The organism is Jiella sonneratiae, assembly GCF_017353515.1.
In the GTDB taxonomy this organism is placed as follows: Bacteria; Pseudomonadota; Alphaproteobacteria; order Rhizobiales; family Rhizobiaceae; genus Jiella; species Jiella sonneratiae.
Genome location: NZ_JAFMPY010000038.1, coordinates 1 through 19,844, shown reverse-complemented (window position 1 = coordinate 19,844; position 19,844 = coordinate 1). Strand labels below are relative to the sequence as shown.

Annotated in this window: 16 protein-coding genes, 1 tRNA gene and 1 pseudogene; 11 read left to right on the top strand and 7 right to left on the bottom strand. The window is 64.7% G+C overall.

All coding sequences use genetic code 11. The annotated features are described in order from the left end of the window. Nucleotides 1–331: 331 nt before the first annotated feature. Nucleotides 332–688 carry a hypothetical protein gene (locus J1C47_RS22095; protein ID WP_207352978.1) on the bottom strand — a complete coding sequence of 119 codons (357 nt, stop codon included), beginning with the start codon at nt 686–688 and terminating at the stop codon, nt 332–334. Between the two features lie 510 nt (nt 689–1,198). On the opposite strand from J1C47_RS22095, the gene gltB reads away from it, so the two are divergent. Together gltB and J1C47_RS22085 are read left to right on the top strand one after the other, a co-directional pair. Next, nucleotides 1,199–5,881 (top strand): glutamate synthase large subunit, encoded by a 4,683-nt coding sequence (gene gltB, locus J1C47_RS22090; RefSeq protein WP_245396748.1) that lies wholly within the window; start codon nt 1,199–1,201, stop codon nt 5,879–5,881. Nucleotides 5,882–6,373: 492 nt separating this feature from the next. Continuing rightward, nucleotides 6,374–6,463 (top strand) — tRNA-Ser (locus tag J1C47_RS22085). A 267-nt stretch (nt 6,464–6,730) separates the two neighbouring features. Here the strand turns inward: J1C47_RS22085 and J1C47_RS22080 are convergent. Next, nucleotides 6,731–8,509, bottom strand: a complete 1,779-nt coding sequence (locus J1C47_RS22080) for a flagellin N-terminal helical domain-containing protein (RefSeq protein WP_207352976.1) — start codon at nt 8,507–8,509, stop codon at nt 6,731–6,733. 226 nt (nt 8,510–8,735) lie between these two features. On the opposite strand from J1C47_RS22080, the gene J1C47_RS22075 reads away from it, so the two are divergent. Next, nucleotides 8,736–9,161 (top strand): nuclear transport factor 2 family protein, encoded by a 426-nt coding sequence (locus J1C47_RS22075; RefSeq protein ID WP_207352975.1) that lies wholly within the window; start codon nt 8,736–8,738, stop codon nt 9,159–9,161. A gap of 78 nt (nt 9,162–9,239) precedes the next feature. Here J1C47_RS22075 and J1C47_RS22070 read toward each other — a convergent pair whose 3' ends face one another. Beyond that, nucleotides 9,240–10,517, bottom strand: coding sequence for a PAN domain-containing protein (locus J1C47_RS22070; protein ID WP_342592037.1), 1,278 nt, complete (start codon nt 10,515–10,517; stop codon nt 9,240–9,242). A gap of 169 nt (nt 10,518–10,686) precedes the next feature. Here J1C47_RS22070 and J1C47_RS22065 point away from each other — a divergent pair, with 169 nt between their 5' ends. Next, complete coding sequence (locus tag J1C47_RS22065; protein ID WP_207352974.1) at nt 10,687–11,067, top strand: hypothetical protein; 381 nt, start codon at nt 10,687–10,689, stop codon at nt 11,065–11,067. A gap of 68 nt (nt 11,068–11,135) precedes the next feature. Further along, nucleotides 11,136–11,474 (top strand): annotated as a pseudogene (locus J1C47_RS23895) (site-specific integrase); the annotation flags it as partial. On the opposite strand, the gene J1C47_RS22060 reads toward J1C47_RS23895, so the two are convergent. Beyond that, the gene (locus J1C47_RS22060) at nt 11,462–12,037 is read right to left on the bottom strand and encodes a hypothetical protein (protein ID WP_207352973.1); all 576 of its coding nucleotides are present in this window, start codon (nt 12,035–12,037) and stop codon (nt 11,462–11,464) included. The pseudogene J1C47_RS23895 and the gene J1C47_RS22060 overlap by 13 nt on opposite strands. Nucleotides 12,038–12,171: 134 nt before the next feature. Between J1C47_RS22060 and J1C47_RS24175 the strand changes: the two genes are divergently transcribed. The 4 genes from J1C47_RS24175 to J1C47_RS22040 are packed head-to-tail and all read left to right on the top strand — an operon-like array spanning nt 12,172 to nt 15,669. Beyond that, nucleotides 12,172–13,422 (top strand): DUF3137 domain-containing protein, encoded by a 1,251-nt coding sequence (locus tag J1C47_RS24175; RefSeq protein ID WP_207352972.1) that lies wholly within the window; start codon nt 12,172–12,174, stop codon nt 13,420–13,422. Continuing rightward, a complete protein-coding gene (locus J1C47_RS22050) occupies nt 13,419–13,991 on the top strand; it encodes a LemA family protein (protein WP_207352971.1) in 573 nt (190 codons plus the stop codon). Before J1C47_RS24175 ends, J1C47_RS22050 begins: the two co-directional genes overlap by 4 nt. A gap of 38 nt (nt 13,992–14,029) precedes the next feature. Continuing rightward, nucleotides 14,030–15,001 (top strand): hypothetical protein, encoded by a 972-nt coding sequence (locus J1C47_RS22045; RefSeq protein ID WP_207352970.1) that lies wholly within the window; start codon nt 14,030–14,032, stop codon nt 14,999–15,001. Next, entirely contained in the window at nt 14,998–15,669 is a 672-nt protein-coding gene (locus J1C47_RS22040; protein ID WP_207352969.1) for a hypothetical protein, read from the top strand. The genes J1C47_RS22045 and J1C47_RS22040 overlap by 4 nt, the downstream gene beginning before the upstream one ends. Before the next feature lie 48 nt (nt 15,670–15,717). On the opposite strand, the gene J1C47_RS22035 is transcribed toward J1C47_RS22040, so the two are convergent. The 3 genes from J1C47_RS22035 to J1C47_RS22025 form a co-directional block, all read right to left on the bottom strand. Further along, nucleotides 15,718–16,131 carry a hypothetical protein gene (locus J1C47_RS22035; RefSeq protein ID WP_207352968.1) on the bottom strand — a complete coding sequence of 138 codons (414 nt, stop codon included), beginning with the start codon at nt 16,129–16,131 and terminating at the stop codon, nt 15,718–15,720. After that, nucleotides 16,124–16,429: a hypothetical protein gene (locus J1C47_RS22030; RefSeq protein ID WP_207352967.1), complete on the bottom strand. Its 306-nt coding sequence runs from the start codon at nt 16,427–16,429 to the stop codon at nt 16,124–16,126. The genes J1C47_RS22035 and J1C47_RS22030 overlap by 8 nt, the downstream gene beginning before the upstream one ends. A gap of 180 nt (nt 16,430–16,609) precedes the next feature. Further along, the gene (locus J1C47_RS22025; protein ID WP_207352966.1) at nt 16,610–17,689 is read right to left on the bottom strand and encodes a helix-turn-helix transcriptional regulator; all 1,080 of its coding nucleotides are present in this window, start codon (nt 17,687–17,689) and stop codon (nt 16,610–16,612) included. Between the two features lie 273 nt (nt 17,690–17,962). Here J1C47_RS22025 and J1C47_RS22020 point away from each other — a divergent pair, with 273 nt between their 5' ends. Next, complete coding sequence (locus tag J1C47_RS22020; RefSeq protein WP_207352965.1) at nt 17,963–18,439, top strand: hypothetical protein; 477 nt, start codon at nt 17,963–17,965, stop codon at nt 18,437–18,439. A gap of 528 nt (nt 18,440–18,967) precedes the next feature. After that, nucleotides 18,968–19,651, top strand: a complete 684-nt coding sequence (locus J1C47_RS22015; protein ID WP_207352964.1) for an IclR family transcriptional regulator domain-containing protein — start codon at nt 18,968–18,970, stop codon at nt 19,649–19,651. Nucleotides 19,652–19,844 lie beyond the last annotated feature (193 nt).

Below are 19,844 nucleotides of genomic sequence, written 5' to 3'. Positions count from 1 at the left end.
GGATGATACTCCGTTGGCGGCGCCGGACCGGCGTCGCTTCGAAGTTCGAAGGCCGCAAACCGCCCGTTACGACATCGGCTGATGGCTGCGATGACATCGTCGTGAGCGCTGTGGCACGGGCCGGCGGTCGGCGCGGCCGCGCGGAGGTTCTCGCGTCTTCAGGGAGCGACGGTGACGTTGGGGGCGCCTGCGGCGAGCGCGCCGCGCCAGCGCCGAGCCGAAATGCTTCACCGGAAACGACACCCCGCAGGCTGTCCTTTCTGCCCGCCCTGTCGGCAGGGGCGTCCGGCGCAGCTCGCGGCGAGGGGAGCCGAACGCCCGTGTCAGTGCGTTAGCGCGAGCACTGCGGCTTGACGTTCATGCACGCGCCGGATGCCTCCCGCGCGACGACCGCGGGCTCCTTGCCGGTGATGTCGATCGAATAGTTGCAGCCCTTCGGCACCGAGCCCTGCGTCGAAGATCCCATGGTGCATTTGTAGCCGCTGACCTCGACGGTGATGGTGCCGGCCTTGGGGGTGAAGCCGACCTCCTGCTCGACCTTGAGCGGCACCGCCCCGCCGCCGGCGTCGACCGACAGGTCGATCACGGCGCGCACCGAGTCGGCCGCCGCCGGCGCGGCCGCCAGCGCGGCGGCGAAGATGCCGGCCGAAGCGAGAACGGCTCCCGTCTTCATGGTCCCTTTGTTCATGGGCCTCGTCTTCCCGACCCGTGTCTTCATGAGAACCTCCCTTGTTGTCGTGACGCCGTCCGGATGGCGGAGGGCGGCGGCAATCTGCAACCGAAGGATGCGTCACTCAAAGCGAAAATGCAATCTTAAGGAGAGTATTGCGGCGAGCCGCGCCTGCGCCTTGCCTGGAAGAAACGCCGGACCGGAACTCTGAGGAATTCGACAGTGACGGCTGCGGCCATCTTGTGGTGAATGGGGACTTCTGCCATATTGCATCGGATAGGACAGTGGTGCTGCCCTAAATTGTCGCCGGATGCAACGAGACGCGGCGGCAGCGCCGACACGGCGCAGGTCCTATCCTGACACGGCCGGGCATGGCAAATGGCCGGCTCGAGAAAACACGGATCCGCCGGACGGGATCGCGGGCATGAGGCCCGGCGGTCCGGTCCGCGACGGGTCGAATTCGCGCGGGCGAGATCCGAACGCGCAAGGACGGGAGACGAGACCATGACGAATGCGACGACGAAGTCGATGCCGGCCGCTCCGGGCGCCGCCGCTTCCGCGCCCGCGAAATACGGTCTTCCCGATCGCCAGGGCCTCTACGATCCGCGCAACGAGCACGATGCCTGCGGCGTCGGCTTCATCGCCAACATGAAGAACGTCAGGTCGCATGCGATCGTCGAGAAGGGCGTCGAGATCGTCCGAAATCTCACCCATCGCGGCGCCGTCGGCGCCGACCCGCTGATGGGTGACGGCGCCGGCATGCTGGTGCAGATCCCGCATCGCTTCTTTGCCGAAGAGATGGCGGAAAAGGGCGTGACCCTGCCGGAGCCCGGCCATTACGGCGTCGGCCACATCTTCATGCCGCAGGATGCCGAGCGGCGCGCCCATATCGAACAGGTGTTCGAGGAGGTGGTGCGCGAGGAAGGGCAGGCGGTTCTCGGCTGGCGCGACGTGCCGGTGTCGAACGAGAGCCTGTCGAAGGCGCCCGAGATCGTCGCGACCGAGCCCGTCCACCGGCAGATCTTCATCGGCCGCTCGGCCTCGGTCGGCAGCGAGGACGATTTCGAGCGCCGGCTCTACATCCTGCGCAAGGTCGTCTCCAACCGCATCCAGGCCGAGACGGGGGGCGAGGACATCGGCTTCTACGTCGTCTCGCTGTCGGCGCGGACCATCGTCTACAAGGGGATGTTCCTCTCCTACCAGCTCGGCGCCTATTACCTCGATCTTGCCGACGAACGCTTCGAATCGGCGCTCGCCCTCGTCCATCAGCGCTTTTCGACCAACACCTTTCCGTCCTGGAAGCTTGCCCATCCCTATCGGATGGTCGCCCACAACGGCGAGATCAACACGCTGCGCGGCAACGTCAACTGGATGGCGGCGCGTCAGGCCTCGGTCGATTCCGAACTCTTCGGCAACGACATCTCCAAGCTCTGGCCGATCTCCTATGAGGGCCAGTCGGACACCGCCTGCTTCGACAATGCGCTCGAATTCCTCGTCCAGGGCGGCTACTCGCTGACCCATGCGATGATGATGCTGATTCCCGAAGCCTGGGCCGGCAACAAGCAGATGGCGGCCGAGACCAAGGCCTTCTACGAGTATCACGCCGCGCTGATGGAGCCCTGGGACGGGCCGGCGGCCGTCGCCTTCACCGACGGACGGCAGATCGGCGCGACGCTCGACCGCAACGGCCTCAGGCCCGCCCGCTACGTCGTCACCGACGACGACCTCGTCATCATGGCCTCGGAGGCGGGAACGCTGGCCATCGACGAGACCAAGATCGTCCGGAAGTGGCGGCTGCAGCCCGGCCGCATGCTCTTGATCGACCTCGAAAAGGGCCGCATCGTCGACGACGGCGAGATCAAGCACGAGATCGCCGGCGCCAACCCCTATCGCAGCTGGCTGAAGAACACCCAGATCATCCTGGAGGAGCTGAAGCCCGTGGCGCCGCGCGCCTCGCGCTCCGACGTCTCGCTGCTCGATCGCCAGCAGGCCTTCGGCTACACCATCGAGGACACCCGCACGCTGATGGCGCCGATGGCGACCACGGGGCAGGAGGCGATCGGCTCGATGGGCACCGACACGCCGATCTCGGCGATGTCGAAGAACTCCAAGCTCCTCTACACCTATTTCAAGCAGAACTTCGCCCAGGTGACCAACCCGCCGATCGACCCGATCCGCGAGGAGCTGGTGATGTCGCTGGTCTCCTTCATCGGGCCGCGGCCGAACATCTTCGATCTCGAAGGTTCCTCGCGCAAGAAGCGGCTCGAGGTGCGCCAGCCGATCCTCACCAACGGCGATCTCGAGAAGATCCGCAACATCGGTCACACCGAGGACCGGTTCGACACCAAGACCATCGACATGACCTATCCGGCCGAACAGGGCGCGGCGGGCATGGCGGGGGCGCTCGACCGGCTGTGCGAGCGGGCGGAAGCCGCCGTCGTCGGCGGCTACAACATCATCATCCTCTCCGATCGCCAGGTCGGGCCGGACCGGCTGCCGATCCCGGCGCTGCTCGCCTGCGCGGCCGTCCACCACCACCTGATCCGCAAGGGCCTGAGGACCGCCGCCGGCCTCGTCGTCGAAAGCGGCGAGCCGCGCGAGGTGCACCACTTCGCCTGCCTCGCCGGCTACGGCGCCGAGGCGATCAACCCCTATCTCGCCTTCGACACGCTCACCGAAATGCACCGCAAGGGCGAGTTCCCGCCGGAAGTCGATCCGACCGAGGTGGTGACCCGCTACATCAAGTCGATCGGCAAGGGCATCCTCAAGGTCATGTCCAAGATGGGCATTTCGACCTACCAGTCCTATTGCGGCGCCCAGATCTTCGACATCGTCGGGCTGAAGTCGGATTTCGTCGCCCGCTACTTCACCGGCACGGCGACGACCATCGAGGGCGTCGGCCTCGACGAGGTCGCCCGCGAGAGCGCCGAGCGCCATCTCCTCGCCTTTTCCGACGATCCGGTGCTGAAGCGTTCGCTCGCCGTCGGCGGCGAATATGTCTACCGCATGCGCGGCGAGAGCCACATGTGGTCGCCCGACGCCGTCGCGACGCTGCAGCACGCGGTGCGCACCGGCTCCTTCGACAAGTATCAGGACTATGCGCGGCAGGTGAACGAGGCGGCGGTCGAGACCTCGACCATCCGCGGCCTGTTCCGCATCAGGTCGGCCGCGGAGGTCGGGCGCAGCCCGGTGCCGCTGGAAGAGGTCGAACCGGCCAAGGAGATCGTCAAGCGCTTCTGCACGGGCGCGATGTCCTTCGGCTCGATCTCGCGCGAGGCCCACACCACCCTCGCCCGGGCGATGAATGCCATCGGCGGCAAGTCGAACACCGGCGAGGGCGGTGAGGAATCGGATCGCTTCGTTCCGCTCCGCGACGGTTCGCCCAACCCCGAGCGCTCGGCGATCAAGCAGATCGCTTCCGGCCGCTTCGGCGTGACGACGGAATATCTCGTCAATGCCGACATGCTGCAGATCAAGGTGGCGCAGGGGGCCAAGCCCGGCGAGGGCGGCCAGCTTCCCGGCCACAAGGTCGATGCGACCATCGCCAAGACCCGGCATTCGACGCCGGGCGTCGGCCTGATCTCGCCGCCGCCGCACCACGACATCTATTCGATCGAGGATCTGGCGCAGCTGATCTACGATCTGAAGAACGTCAATCCCGCGGCCGACATCTCGGTCAAGCTGGTCTCGGAAGTCGGTTGCGGCACCGTCGCGGCGGGCGTCGCCAAGGCGCGGGCCGACCACATCATCATCGCCGGCTATGACGGCGGCACCGGCGCCTCGCCGCTGACCTCGATCAAGCATGCCGGCAGCCCCTGGGAGATGGGGCTTGCCGAGACCCAGCAGACGCTGGTCCTGAACGGCCTCAGGTCGCGCGTCTGCCTGCAGGTCGACGGCGGCCTTCGAACCGGCCGCGACGTCGTCGTCGGCGCGCTGCTCGGCGCCGACGAATTCGGCTTCGCCACCGCGCCGCTGATCGCGGCGGGCTGCATCATGATGCGCAAGTGCCATCTCAACACCTGCCCGGTCGGCGTCGCCACCCAGGATCCGGTCCTCAGGAAGCGCTTCAAGGGCACGCCCGAACACGTCATCAACTACTTCTTCTACGTCGCCGAAGAGGTGCGCCAGATCATGGCCTCGCTCGGCGTCACCCGGCTCGCCGAGCTGATCGGCGAGACCCAGCTCCTCGACAAGAAGGAGCTGATCGACCACTGGAAGGCGCGCGGGCTCGACTTTTCCGGGGTGTTCTTCAAGCCGAAGGGCGCCCCCGAGGCGCTGCGCTGGTCGGAGCGCCAGAAGCACCCGATCGACGACGTTCTCGACCGCCGGCTGATCGCCGAGGCCGAGCCGGCGCTGACCGCCCGCCAGAAGGTCGAGATCGCGACGGCGATCACCAATGTCGACCGCTCGGCCGGCGCCATGCTCTCCGGCGAGGTGGCCAAGCGCTTCGGCCACAAGGGGCTGCGCGACGACACCATCACGGTGAGGCTCACCGGCACTGCCGGCCAGTCGTTCGGCGCGTTCCTCGCAAGGGGCGTCACCTTCGAGCTGACCGGCGAAGCCAACGACTATGTCGGCAAGGGGCTGTCCGGCGGCCGGCTGATCGTCAGGCCGAAGCCGGAAAGCCGCATCGTGCCGGAGGAATCGATCATCGTCGGCAACACGGTTCTCTACGGCGCGATCTCGGGCGAGTGCTATTTCCGGGGTGTCGCCGGCGAGCGCTTCGCGGTGCGGAATTCCGGTGCCGTCGCCGTCGTCGAGGGCGCCGGCGACCACGGCTGCGAATACATGACCGGCGGCGTCGTCGTCATTCTCGGCAAGACCGGGCGCAACTTCGCCGCCGGCATGTCGGGCGGCGTTGCCTACGTCTATGACGAGCTCGGCGACTTCGCCGAACGCTGCAACATGGCGATGGTCGACCTCGAGCCGGTGCCGGAGGAGGACGACCTCCTCGAAAAGCTGCATCACCACGGCGGCGACCTGCAGCACAAGGGCCGGGTGGACGTCTCCTCCGACATGACGCGGCACGACGACGAGCGGCTGTTCCAGCTGATCTCCAACCATTTCCATTACACTGGCTCCGGCCGGGCGAAGGAGATGCTGGACAGCTGGGAGAGTTTCCGGCCGCGCTTCGTCAAGGTGATGCCGGTGGAATACCGCCGGGCGCTGCAGGAGATGGAGAAGATGCGCATGGGCGTCGCCGCGGAATAGCGGCGGAATAGCGGCGGAATAGCCGCGGCGGGCCTCGGCGCCGGCTCGATGAAATGCGGTGCTGTCCCGGGGCAGCGCGTCGTGCCGGCGCTCGTGCTGCCTCGGGCTGCCTCGGGCTGAAGCCCAGATTGCCCAGATTGCCGACCTTCGCCGCCTCTCGCGGCGAACGTCCGGAAGCACGGCTGGCGTCGGCTGTCGTCTCGGGCCGCACCGCGCCGCCGTCCGCCCGTTCGGCGCAGCCGACCGGCAGATCTCGTCGGCGCCAGGTCACCGTTCGAAAAGCGCCGCAGGGCGACGCTTTTGGCTTGTCACGGGAAAGGTTGCGCTGATAAGAGACGCCTCGCCGGCGACGTCGACCCCGTCCCGGCAGGACCGGCGGCACGCCTGAGGCGCGCCCTCGGCAGGGTGATCCGCCGCTCGGCAGGTCATCCGTGCGTCAACCGTGCGGCCAGGCGCGATCAGCGGCCGGCCGCCCGGTTCAAACGCGCCTTTGGAGAGGTGGCAGAGTGGTCGAATGCACCGCACTCGAAATGCGGCATACGGGCAACCGTATCGGGGGTTCGAATCCCCCCCTCTCCGCCAAAAATCTTTCGACATAGCAGACTGTTAGCAGAAAATGCGACTGGCGTCTAAGGCGCCTCCGGCTATGCTGGAACCGAGTGCCGAGCGACAGAGCCACACCCTCGGCACGTCGGGGATGGGGATAGCGATCCTGACGGCGGCGATCGGAGCAAGCCGGGCGAACCCGAGATCCTCCTGTCGCACCTCAGCCAGCGCCGTCGTGGTCCGCCGAAGAACCTGCAACATGATGGTTCGCGGCTGGTCTTGGGGCGCGTCGTTGGACAGGCCTTATTGGAATAGGGACAGCAAGGCCCGTGGCGAGCCGTTTGCAAGCGAAAGAGCTTGGAGGCCGAGCTGCTCCTGCGTCTGGAGCGCCTTCAGCCTCGTCGTCTCCTCGGTCATGTCGGCGTCCACCAAGACGCCGATGCCGCGGTTGGCCGTGTCCGTGAGTTTTTCGAGATAGGTGCGCTGGCTCGCGATCGCGTTCTGCATCGCGCCCATCTTCGCCGCGGCAGCGGTGACACGACCTTCCATCGCATCGACCACTTGGAGATAGATGTCGATCATGCCGTCATCTTCCACGTCGACGTCGAGGATATCGTATGCCGGGAGCGGCTCGATGTTGACGTCGATGTTCGATATCGAAAACCCGGTATGGATCCCCGAGCTTCGGTCGGCCGCGCGGTCGATCGCAAGCCGGACGTTGCCGGCGCCTGACGAATCGATGATGAGATTCGGCACGTTGGTGATGATCGAGGACAGAACCGTGACCATTTCGTCCGCGCTCTCGACGACGCCATCTTTCTGGTTGAGCACCGTCTCGATCGTGTCGCGGTCGATTTCGTAGCTGTATGAATGCCCGTAGACACCAAGGCTGAAGTTGATTTCGACGTCCTGGGCGACATGGAACGCCGAGAAGGACAGGTTCACTTCGGAGGCCGTCGAGCCGTAGTCGGTGAACGGCGTATTGCCGACGCCGCCGCTGCTCGACGTCGTCGTCGCAAAACCCGAGATCGCCATCGATGTCCCCTCGCTGCCAGGCCAGGCCTGCGTGTCGGTGAAATCGATATAGTAAGTGTAGGCGTGCGTGACGGGGTGCTCATAGGTCGACGCTACAATGCTGACATACGGCGCGTCGCCGGCAGGCACCGCCGCGCGGAGCACTGCTGCCCACTCGCCATTCGTCGATACGACGCCCCCGGCACTCGGCAGGACGGTATCGACCAGGGCGCGGTTGATCGTCAGCGTGGTCGTGTGACCCGTTCCGTAGGGCGCTGGGAGATCGGCATTGCCGTCATCCTCTGCGCCGATGGTTACGTCGAACGACATCGTGTCGGAAGCCCCGAAGGTGATCGGCCCGTCGAACAGGAAGATCTGCGTGGCGCGAGAACCGATGCTTGCGGGCCCGTAGGTCTCATAGCCGGTAACGTTCGTCGTCCAGGGATCATAGGAGTCGAGGTGGCGGATTCCGCCGATCGTCTTCGGCGAACGACTGTCGGCCTGCAGGAGCCCTCCACCGTCGGCGTTGAAGAGACTCACCTCGGCGACGTCGACCGACATGGTCGACAAGTCGAGCTTTCCATCCGATCCTCGCTGGATCCCGCTCATGATCTGCGAGAGCCGCAGGTCGTCACTGGCGTTCTGGATGTCCGGGATTTTCGTGTTCAGCCAATTCACGCCTGCGAAACTTGCGGACTTCGCGATGTCCAGGAGTGCGTCCTGGGACGCGGCAATCTCGGACTGGATCTTCGCCCGATCAACGCCGTCAGTCTCGGCAGCGACGATCAGCGACTTGATCCGGGACACGACGTCCAGCGCTGACGTGAGCCCGGTATAGGCCGTGTCGACCATCGCCGAGGCGATCCCGAGCCCGTCCTGGATTGCGGAGATCGACTGCACGTCCGATCGCATCGTCGTCGAGATAGACCAGTATGCCGCGTCGTCTTTTGCGTCATCGACGCGATAGCCCGTTGAGACGTTCTGTTGCGTCCGTTCAAGCGCAGTGGACGTCGATTTCAGGGCCTGGAGCGCCGTCATCGCGGCAAGGTTTGTCATCAAGCTGGTCACGGGTATTCCCGAATCAACGATACTTCGCGTTGAAGCAGATAATCCGATGATCGTTTGCGATTCGTAAAAATGTAAATATCCCATACAGTTGTTAGCAACCTATCAAATTTGGCTGGTTTCACCGTCGCTCGCCTGGGCGATTGAGCACGAGGAGCGCAGCGGCGACAGGATGGCGCGGAAGGCTTTCCGGTTGTATTCTGACTGAAGACAAGCCGGGGAGGAGGCCATGGCTGACAGCGAACGCGTCGCGATCCTGAGGCATGCATATCGATGCTGGGTGGACTGTTCCGGCGCGGACCGAAACGTCTGGCTGGATTTTGCCGCCGACGATCCGGTTCTCCATTCCCTGCAAACCGAGAAGGCCCAGCATCCTTTGGCGATCGCGGATATCTACCGGGGACGCGAGGAGATCGGCGCGTATTTCGACGCGATGGAGCGGGACTGGGAACCTTTGTCCTACGATCCGCAGACCTTCATCGAACAAGGCGACGAAGTGGCGGTCTTCTCGATCGTGAAGGTTCGCGCCAAGGCGACTAACAAGGTCGCACACACATGGCTCGGCCACTGGTGGACCTTCGACGGCAACCGCTTTGCGAAACTGGTCGAGGTCTTCGATGGCACGAGGGCGCTGATGGCGATGACGCCCGACTGAAGCTTTCTCATTGGGTGAAGTGGCAGCTAGTCCTCGACGGTCGGCCAGATCCTACCTCTGGCCACGGATGAGCGGACGCTATTCCAGCTCGACGATCGTGGCTGCTTCGAAGGTGATCAGCTTCTTCGCGCCGCTGACCATGCCGTCGCGATAACGTGGCGTCCCGATCGTCCACTTCAGCCAGCACTCGCGCTTGGGCGCGACGAAAGTGAAGGCGAGGCAGCGGTCATTCTCGACGCAGGCGAGGCGGCACTGATCCTTCGAATAGGCGCCTGCAGCCGGCCGCCTTGATAGGTCTCCGCCGGGCAGATCGACATTGTCGAAGACACTCGCCTTGGGATCAATCACTCCCATGACGAAGGAGCCGGGATCGCGATCCGCACTGGTCAGCAGCTCGCCGGATATCGCCACCATGTTGCCGTCGACGATGCCCTTCTCGGACTTGAGGAAGCAGTTGGGGCCGCTGACGATCCGCTCGTTCGTGTTGAAGGTGAAGGCCTTGCATGTGCCTGTCATCGAAAGGCATTGGCGCGCACAGGCGGCTGCGTCGCCCGTGCGGAGAGATGCGATGTCGCCGCCGTAGAAGTCGAGGCCCGCGTGGAGGGCCATGCGAGTGGGACGCCGAGCATATTCCTCCAGTGCGGACAATCTCGACGTCGAGGCGGCGGGCAAAGACGGAGCCGCGGGCTCACTGGCATCGACGTCATCGCTTTTCGAACCGCCGAGCGCGACGGCGGACCCTCGCGGAGCAGCAGAGGTGGCCGAGACTGGCGCGGTCGCGGCGATACCTTCGCCGTTCTGCCGTCGATTGATGCCGAACTGCTCAACCTCGGCCTTGGTGAAGACATGCATGTCGTCGGGCGGCGTCTTGAACATCGCCGTTAGCACCTCCGTCGGCGTATCAAACCGCCCGAGAACGTCGAGGATGTCCGAGATGGACAGCTGGGCACTGACGAGGTCGGTCGAATCCGACGAAATCTGATGGACGCCGAGTTCGCCATCTGCCTGGCGTTCATGACCAGCCAGAAAGACGAAGGCACAGGCCGAGTAGCAGCCTGAGCCGGCCGGAATGAGCGTGGCGAGTTTTCGCTGATGGACGTCGTCGGCGATCAGGAGGCCGATGGCGACGAGCCCGCCGGGGCTGTCGAGCACGAGGAGCTCCGCCTCGGGGGCCGCAGCGAGAGCCCGGCGGAAGTTGAGCGCGGCTCCGGCGTCGATGGCGCCGCGCATGGTGATGACGTCGGGCGCTGCGTCATCAACCGAAAACGCGCCGAACGCCTTGGTCCCTGCGACGGACGCCGCCGGCGAGAGCACCACCAACGCTGCCAGCAGCCATCCGATGATCCGCAAAATCACGTCATGTCCTCATGCGCTTCACTTCCTCGGGGGCATTGGACATGACGCACCGCCGGGTTGCAATCGGAACCTGACGACGACGTTAAGCCATCCTTGGCACCGGCAAGACCGCGTCCTACGAGGCAACAGTCGCCACATCCTGTGGTGGTTGTCTCGTTGGAGTTCTGAAATGACCTCGTCCATCACCGCCCGCGTCGGGCGGCTTCTCTCTGCTTCTGCTGCTGCATTCCTGGCATCCGTGTCGATCGCAGCAGCCGACGTCCCGACCCGTGGTGAAGTGCAATATCTCGTCAACCAGGCGGCGCATTACTGGCTGATTGACGCCGAGAACCGACTACTGACGGTCGAGCGGTTGCGGCTGCCTCGTGACGAACGTGACCTCGGCAAGGTTTGTGGCTCGATCCTGAAGGTCGGCTCGCCTCGGCTCGACCCTGGCATGCAAAGCTACACCGCAAATCTGAGCATTGATGATGGTGACCTTCGCGTCACCTCGGTGACGGGCTTCTTCATGCCCGTAGACAAGCTGCTCAACGAGTCGATCTGCGACTGACCGGGATAATCCTTGGCGCCGGTGTGCCGCCGTCCTACGCAATCTCCAGTTACCACCGGAGATTGCATATGGCTACGATCCGAAAACTCAGAGGCCGCTGGCAAGCGCAGGTTCGCCGGAGAGGCATGAAGCCTCGGGCCAAGTCCTTCGACACCAAGGGCGAGGCTGAGCGCTGGGCGCGCGATCTGGAGACCCAGGTCGATCGCTTCGGCGCTGCGCCTGACACGAAGATCCTCGAGAGCACGACGCTCGGTGATCTTCTCCGGCGCTACCACTTGGAGGTGACTCCGAAGAAGCGCGGCCACGTGCAGGAGGCCCAGCGCATCGACGTGCTGCTGCAGCATGATCTCGCCCACCGGACGCTCATCGGCCTGTCAGCCTCAGATCTCGCCGCCTACCGTGATGACTGGTCGGGCGGCGCGTTCGATCCCCGAACCATCGACCTGGACGATATCCGGAAACGCGTCGCCAAGCTCGCCCGCCGCCGAACCGTAGCAAAGCAGCCTTCGCCAAGAGCCAGAACCGGATCAACTGATCGCCGCGGCCCAGGCCGGATGCTTACGGCGAGACGGTCGGCAAAGGCCAATCTCAGAACCGTCTTCTGCAGGGTAATTTCGCCCGAAGCCCAGAGTTTCCGCGGGTTTGACGGGAATCCCAGGGCGAGTTCGAACATTTCGTCGAAGGGGCGCTGCGGCTTACCGGATCTTGCCAGTTTCTCCGCGGTGATCAGCTTGTCCTTCTCCAGCTTGGCGATCCGCCGCTCGTAGGTCGCGATGACGGTGGTGTTGGTGGCTTCAACCACGCGGTCGAGAAGCTGCCCGATTTCGCGGTCGAGTTTGGCGGCCTCGTGCCGCAGGGCCGTCTTCATCGTGTCGGCCTGCTTCAGCCGCTGGCCCCAGGCGCTGCGGAACATCGCCGTGATCGTTGCAAACAACGATTTCGGCCGAAATGTCGCGATCTCCGCCTCCATTTCAGCGCGCGGGGTCCTCTCTCCATCAAATGCATGATCCGCTCGGCGAAGCGCTCCCCTAATCTCGGGCCGTTCGGCAGGAGAGGGGAGCGGTGAGCGCTTCGGCAAACAGATTGTGGAGAAAGCTGAGCGCGGTGGATCGCGCGCGCCTTCAGGACAAGGGGCGGCGCGCCATCCCTCTGACGCTCGCCATCGTTTTGGGGTCCTCGCTCGTCGGCTTTCTCATTTTTTTCACCACAGGCAGTTTTCTACTCGCCTTCCCCTTCTTCCTCATCGGCTTTCTCGGAAACTTCGCGCCGTTCGTCGCCGCGCTGGGCGCCTTTGCGCTGCTTCACCACAAGTTCTTCGCCGCGCGGGGCCTCGACCTCTGGACCGCCGCCGAGGACCGCGACCACACGACGACGAAAGACGCAGCCGACGATCCTGACATGGCGGCGATCCTCGCCGGGTTCGAGAACGAGCGAACCCGTCTCGCGACGGAATTCGGTCGCGGCGCCCGCCTGGTCAGACGCGTGGCGATCGTCGCCGTGCCCTGTCTCGTCGTGCTCGCTTTCATCGTCGGGGGAGCGACAATGGTCGTCCCCTCGATCATCGCCGGGGTGGGGGTCTATTCCGTCTTCCATTTCGCGGCGACGGACCACCACCAGAAGCAGTTTCGCGACGCGTTCAAGAAACGCGTCCTCCCGCCGCTCCTCGTCCGCCACGGGCTCGAGGAAATCGAGAGCGCCGCGCCGGTCGCGCTGGAGCGGGCGGTCGCCTTCAATCTGATCGCACCTCAGACCCGCACGAGGCGCGACGATGCCTTTCACTACGCCTACAGGGGCGCCACGGTCACCATCGCCGAGTTCAATGCCCTTCCTGCCGAGCGCAAGATCGAAAACGACCGGCGGCCGCGCAGGCAGCGCGTGCCCATCAACGGCCTTCTGGTCCAGATCGCGTTTCCAGGGCGGGTGCCGGCGACGACCCTCGTCGGACGCGAACTGCCGCGCCCCAAGGCGCTCGTGCCGATCCGTCTCGAAGATCCGGAATTTCACGAAATCTACGAGGTCTGGGGAAGCGACCAGATCGGCTGTCGCACGCTTCTGACGCCGGCAGTGATGCATCGCCTCCTGGTGATCGCGGACGAGACCGATCTCCTGCCACCGTCGCTTCTGGCCGAGGACGGAACGCTGACCGTCCTCTTCGAAAAGGCGACCGCGCGCGACATGTTCGAGCCGGGCAAGGTCACCGACCCGCAGATGATGCGGCATCTTCGCCAGATCGCCGACGACTTCGATGCCGTCATGGCGCTGGTCGACGACCTTCTCGACGTGGTCGACCAGATCCCGGGCGTGCGGCTCGGGCCGGTCGCCGGCGACACCCATCCCATGGAAAGCAGATTGTGACCGTCTTTCTGATCGTCCTCGCCATGGCCGCCGCCGCCGTGCTCTATGGCTGGTATGCCGCGATCGTTTCGGCGCGCAACAGGGTCGGGGAGGCTCTCGGCGGCATCGACACCCAGCTGCAGCAGCGCCACGATCTCATCCCCAACGTTCTGGCGATCGCGCGCCGTTTCCTGCAGCACGAGACGACGCTCCTCGAAGAGATCACGGCGCTGCGGGCTAAGGCGCAGCCGCAGCTCGGCCAGCGGGATTTTCAGGCCATCGCCGATAAATTCGAGACCGAGACCGCCCTCGCCGCGGACATGACGCGTCTGTTCGCCCTTGCGGAAAACTATCCTCAGCTCACCTCCAGCGGCCCGATGGTCGAGGCGCAGCGAACCTATCGCGAGGTGGAGGCCAGCATCGCCGCCGCGCGGCGCTTCTACAACAACGCCGTCAACAACCTGAAAACCCGGGCCGAGACCTTTCCCGGCCCGCTCGTCTCCGGTCTCGCCGGCGTCCGTGTGTTGCCGCCCTTCTATCAGGCGGCGGAGGGTGCCGAGAAGCCGGTGATGGCCGTGGACCACCTCTGAAACCGCAAACTCGTCAACGACAAGGACGAGACCTCGCCATGCCACCGATCCGCTTCCCGATGACGACGCTGGTGCTTGCCGTCGTCGCTCTCCACTCGTTCCCCGCCTCGGCCGACGAGACGATCGAGACGGCGGCGCACGACTACGTCTCGGCCGACGGCTACCGGCCGGTGTCGCTCGATCCGATCGACGGCTTCACCGGGATTTCGGGCGAGGACCCCGAACACATGAATCTGGCCGAAAAGGACATCTCTCCTGTCGAGAAGGCCTTGCTTCTCGTCGACCATGAGGAAGAGCCGCTGACGCGGGTCCGCTATGCCATGAGAATTCACGAGACATCGTTCGGCGGCGTCACGGCGACCTTCGTCGACGTCCAGCGCTTCAATCTCGGCCCCGCTCTTCGGGCCGAGACGATCTCGGCCTATGGGGAAGAGATCACGGCCGAAGCCAAAACTTTCGGCGTCGGGCCGGATGTCGGCTGGCGCATCGTCTCGGTCCCCTCGGCCAAGTCGCCGGCGGTGCTCGTCGCCGCCGGTCGGCGCGAGATGACGGCGCAGGCGGCCGGAAAAGCGGACTGCTTCGGGCGGCGGTGCCTTTCGACGGAGCCGCTCGACCTTTACGCGGCCTGGACTCCGTGGCGGGACAGGGCGCCGCTCGCTTTCGTGACGGCCTATCCCGGCGTCATCCAGCCGGAGCCGGACGCGGAGGAACTCGCCCCCGCGCTCTTCGCGCTCGAACTCGCAAGCGCCGCCGGGCTCGCCACCGTGACGACGCCGCCCGGCATCGAATGGCACATGCTTCCCGAGACATCCCCTCCCTCGACCTCGCCGACAATCGTCTTCGTCATCGATCGCAATCTCGGTCAGGAGACGATGCTCGACGGGGCGATCGGCATCGCGCCGCGATCGAGCGGCGATCCGATCCGCTGGACGCGCATGGCGGCGAGCCTCCAATCCCGGCAGGCGAGTGAAGCCACCGGTCCCCTGAGAAACGCGGAGACCAGGCCATGATGGGCAAGGTGATGGCATGGGCTCTTGTGACAGGCCTCGCATGGATGGGCGCTGCGTGGGCTCAGGACGGCGGCGATCCGCGCATGACCGTCGTAGAGCTCTCGGGCGATTTCGTCCTGCATGCCTCCGGGCCGCTTGTGGACGGAACGGCATGCCCTCCCTCCGGCTTACGGCTGCCCTATTGGATCGATCACTCGGGTGAAACCCTACCGGTTCACGCCATCACGTTGCCCGCCGCCGCCGATCCGGATTTCGTTCCGGTCTTCAGGCGAGGCACGTTCTGTTCGGTCGAGTTTTCCGGCGAGGTGACGATCCGAACCCATGACGGCAGTCAGGCGACGATCCGCCCGGAAAGCGTCGGCGAGGTTCGCGGCGTGGTAACCGCGCAGCGTTCCGGGCCCGCCGACCATTCCGGCAGGCTGACGATCGAATACCATCCGATCATGTGTGTCCGCGCGCCCTGTCCACCGGGCGCCTACAGCATCGTCGACGGCTCCGGCCGTCTGGTCGCACGGGCCGCGACGATCGTTGTCGACCTCGTCGCGGGCCGACGGTTCAGGCTTTCCGGACGCTATCCTGTGTTCAGGACGGTCGAGGGTCGCCTTTGGATCGAGCCGGACGGCAAGACCGCACGTCTCGATATCGATCGCGTCCTGGAAGTGCGGTAGCCGGCCCGGCCGCGATTCAGCGCGAGCCGGACCGACGAATGACGCCCGTCACTTTTCGCGATGCATCTCGAAGCCCATCGTGCTCAGTGTCTCGTCGTCGATGCGGACGTAAGTTGCAACGGAGGTCGCCGACCCGCTTTCGTCGGTGCTGGTCATCGAGACCGCGCAGCCCTGCGGGGCGTCCGTGTCGGGCTTTGCCGTCCACTCGCCCGTCACGGTCTGCTCGCTCCATTCCTTGCCGGGCGCGCGGTAGCGGTTGATCGTCTCGAAATCGCCGTCGGCCGTGAAGCTGTAGATATTCTGAAGTTCCATGGCGATCCCGCCCGGAGCTGCGCCCGTTCCGACCCATTTGCCGGTCATGTAGGCCGTGCAGTCGAGATCGGCGGCGCGCGACGGGACACGTGTTGAAAGAAGTGCGGCGACACTCAGACCCGCGAGCGTCGTAATGCGGAGCTTATCCACGGATTTCCCCCATGAAAATCATGTATTCCTCGGTCATGTAGCCGCCCGGACCGCCGTCCTGCTGGGTGATCTGACACCACTTGCGGGCACAGATCTGGACGACGACGAGTTCGCCGCGCTTGATCATGTCGATCTGCTTGAAGAACGCGCCCGGTCCCAGCCGCAGCTTCACGTCCGCGACCGGCTTGCCGAGTTGCGGATAATGGCGGACGCCCCAGCCAGTGGCGTGGGCATTCCCGCTTCCCAGATCGAGAAGCGCAACGCAGGCCAGAAGCGCGGGAACGCGAGATCGGGTCATCGGGACCTCCTTCGACATCGGGTTGCGATGCGCGGAAGCCTCTCCCGGGCGCGGCGGTGCCGCATCATGCAAACGAAGGAGAGCGCCGTCTTTTCTGTGTCTTTCCTTCGTCTTCCCGCAGGCCCGCCGCCCGGTGACGCGGCGCTCCTCCCGCCTGCCACCGGGCCTTGAGCGGGCCGGTCAGCTTATCGGAACGGACGTCCCTTTGAGGAGAGCGACAAGTTCCGCCTGACGGGCGGTTCCGGTCTTTCCCATGATATGGCCGAGCTGGGTCCTCACCGTCGACACCGCGACCCCGCGTTGCTTGGCGATCTGGCTGAGGCTCCTGCCCCGAGCGATGTCGGCCGCTACCGCCGCCTCCACCGCGGAGAGGTCGAACAAGCCGCGCAGGACGGCATTCGTCGCGATGTTGGCATCGGCGTCGAAGCCGCTGGCGATCAACATGGCGAGACCCTGGGCGTGAAGATCGCGGGCGTTTCCGGCGAGCGGCAGGACGTGGAGAACGAGGCCGGGCCTGTCCTCGCGCGGCAATGCGATGGACTGAATGGCCGTGTGGCCCTTCGCCACCTTCTCCAAAGCAAGCTGCAAAAGCGATTCCGCCCCCGCCGCCGCCAGATGGACGCGGTTCATGCCGCCGATTTCGATGGCCGGGGCGAGGGCCTCGAACGCCGCGTTGCTGAGAAGCGCGAGCCCTCTTCCGCCGACGATGGCCGTCGGAATGCCGAGGGACTGAAATGCGGCGATCGTCGCACGGGCCCGGTCCATCTGGGCGTTCACGGCGAGGAGGCCGGCGCGCGCGAGATGCGGGCGCAGGCTGTCGAACCATGCCAGTTCGAGACGGTTGAAATCGTTCGCCGTCCTGCCGCGTTCGAAGGTGAAAAGCACCGTCTCGCCCCCGGGCATCACGACGCCGCTGCCGATCTGCTGGCGGAAATCCGCACGGCGCTTGATCTCCTCGAATTCCGGCTCCCGCGCGCGATCCTCGTCGGTCGTGAATTCCGTGATCTCGAGAAAGCCGGCGTGATTGCGCCGCATCATCCGGTTCAGTCTGGTATTGTCGTACCACTGGGGCGTCTCAGCGAAACGACCGAGGATTTCGCTGATATTGTCCGTCGCTGCGAACATGGGCGGCAGCCGCCGATCGATGATCAGCATGGCACCGGAATCGCACGAGGATACTTCCGCGATCCGCCCGAGCACCTCGTTCCATTTGGAGGGCACCAGCGCCGCTTCGTAGATCCCCTCGACGATCGCCTGCAATTCTCTTCGCTCCCTCGGCTACGGGCACGATCGGCGAATACGATGTTTCCCCACATCCGGAACTGTCAATCTGATTCTACCGCAATGCGGTCGCTCCATCATTCGAAGGATGCGGGTCCGACGACGGGATCGCACAGTTGGGCTCTTCGAGCGCCGGGCGAAAAAGCGGCCTCCGGTCGTCCAGCCACCCGGCGCGCAAGATCACAGAAACGACGGTTCGCGGCGAGGGCCTCCCATCGCTTCGAACTGCAGCCGCGATCAAAGGTGCACCCGATGAAACCGTTCCACGCCGCCCTCATTCTCCTCACCACTCTCGCACTCGTCTCGAAGCCGGCCTATTCCCAGCCGAAGATCGGCCCGGGCAACATCATGATCGATCCGACCATTCTGAAGGGCAAAGGCCAGGTGCTCGCCGCGGTGCTGACGAAAGGATGCACCTTCTATGAACACGCCCAAGCCGGTGGAACGAGATGGAAGAAGCAGGTCGCATGGCTTTCGGCCAGCTATCCCAGCCAGGACTCCTACTCCCAATATGTGCCGACCGTCGGCGACTGGTGGGACAATCGCATCTCCTCCCTGCGATGCGACGACAGCGCCAAGATCCATTGCTCCGTCGCGGTCTATCGCGACGCCAACCGGGGTGGCGGCGACGCCATCTTCTGGGGCAGCCAGGGCATCGTTAACCTCGCCCAATACGGCTGGGACGATACGATTTCGAGCTTTCAGGTCTTCTGCAATCGCATGAAGTGACGGTAAGGCAAGGGCTGTCCGGAAAACGACACGAAGACGGCCAACGGCAAAATGTCCGCCAATATGGCATTGCGCATGGATTTCCGCGCAGGCAGATTCCCCAACGGAATGACGGATAGAAGGCCCACCTCAAGACACGTGTCGGCTATGCGCGGGTTTGTGCAGACTGATCACGCCGTTACCCAATCGTCGCTTGCAAACGGGGCGGGCCCAACGTTGGACGCCGATAAGGGGTCCCGTTCCAACGCCGTTTGACGCCGCCAGCAGGGTGCGGTTCCGACTCGGCAGTGCCGCCCTGCCTTGCCAACCGTCGCCTGGATGATCGCCCTGAGATCAGGACGGGAATTCTCGGAGTGCAGCTGGCTGCGGCATCTTGCACAGCAGACGGGCTCGTCTCTCTCTCTCTCTCTCTCTCTCTTGCCGCAGTGCAGCAACGAATTTGGTTGCGACCAGCTCCTCGATTGCCCTACGTTCTGAATATGGAATTTTTGTTCAATATTTGGAACAACTGACGTGACCTCGGGGGGAGTGTCAGATGTCCTGGATCTGGTCGAGATGCTCGGAAGGCGGTCGCAGCCGATCAGCGTCAGCGCGGCAGCTGTCTCCTTGGGTCTCCCGAAAAGTTCCTGTCACCGGTTGCTTACGCTTTTGGTTGCGAAGGGCTATGTCGAGCGGGTGGAGGGGAAGCTCTACCGGCTGGTGCGGCCGGTGGGCCTGGGCGGGCTCACGCCCTTCCAATCCAAGCTTGCCGGAATCGCCGAACCTATCCTGGCAGCCGCTGCGTTGCGTTCCGGCGTCTCATCCTTCCTCACTGTACTGCTCGGGTCCGGCTGCCTCCGTTACATCGTGAAAAAGCTGCCGGCAGGGCAGGAGATGGTCTACGACCGCGACATCTCGAGGGACCGGGAGCCGAGCCTCGTTGCGTCGGGCAAATGTCTGCTCGCCTATGGATCGGCTGCGGACACGAAGGAAGCCGAAGCGATTCGCGCCGCCGGACTGGTCGTCAATCTCGAGGGCGTGATGGAGGGCGCTTCGGGTGTCGCCGCTCCTATTTTCTCGGTCTCGGGCGAATGCCTCGCGGCGGTCAATCTGGCCGGTCCGAGGTCGCGCTTTTCCGGCAGAAGCCTCGACACAATCATCGCCGAGTGCCGAACGACGGCGGACGCGATCACCGCACATCTTGCAGAGTCAGCGGAAGGAGCCGCCTCGTGAACTGGACGAAGAAGTCCTTCTCCGAGGAAGCCGTTGGGCCCCTCCACGGGCTTCGGGTCGTCGACAGGTAGTGTCCGCGGTGGTGGTGGAAAATCGAATGTCAGAAGGTGTGACGGAGGTGGCCACCGGAATGGCCGGCTAAGGTGGAGTTGCGAGACTTCAACCTGACCGGAGCACCCGATGACCGAGGACA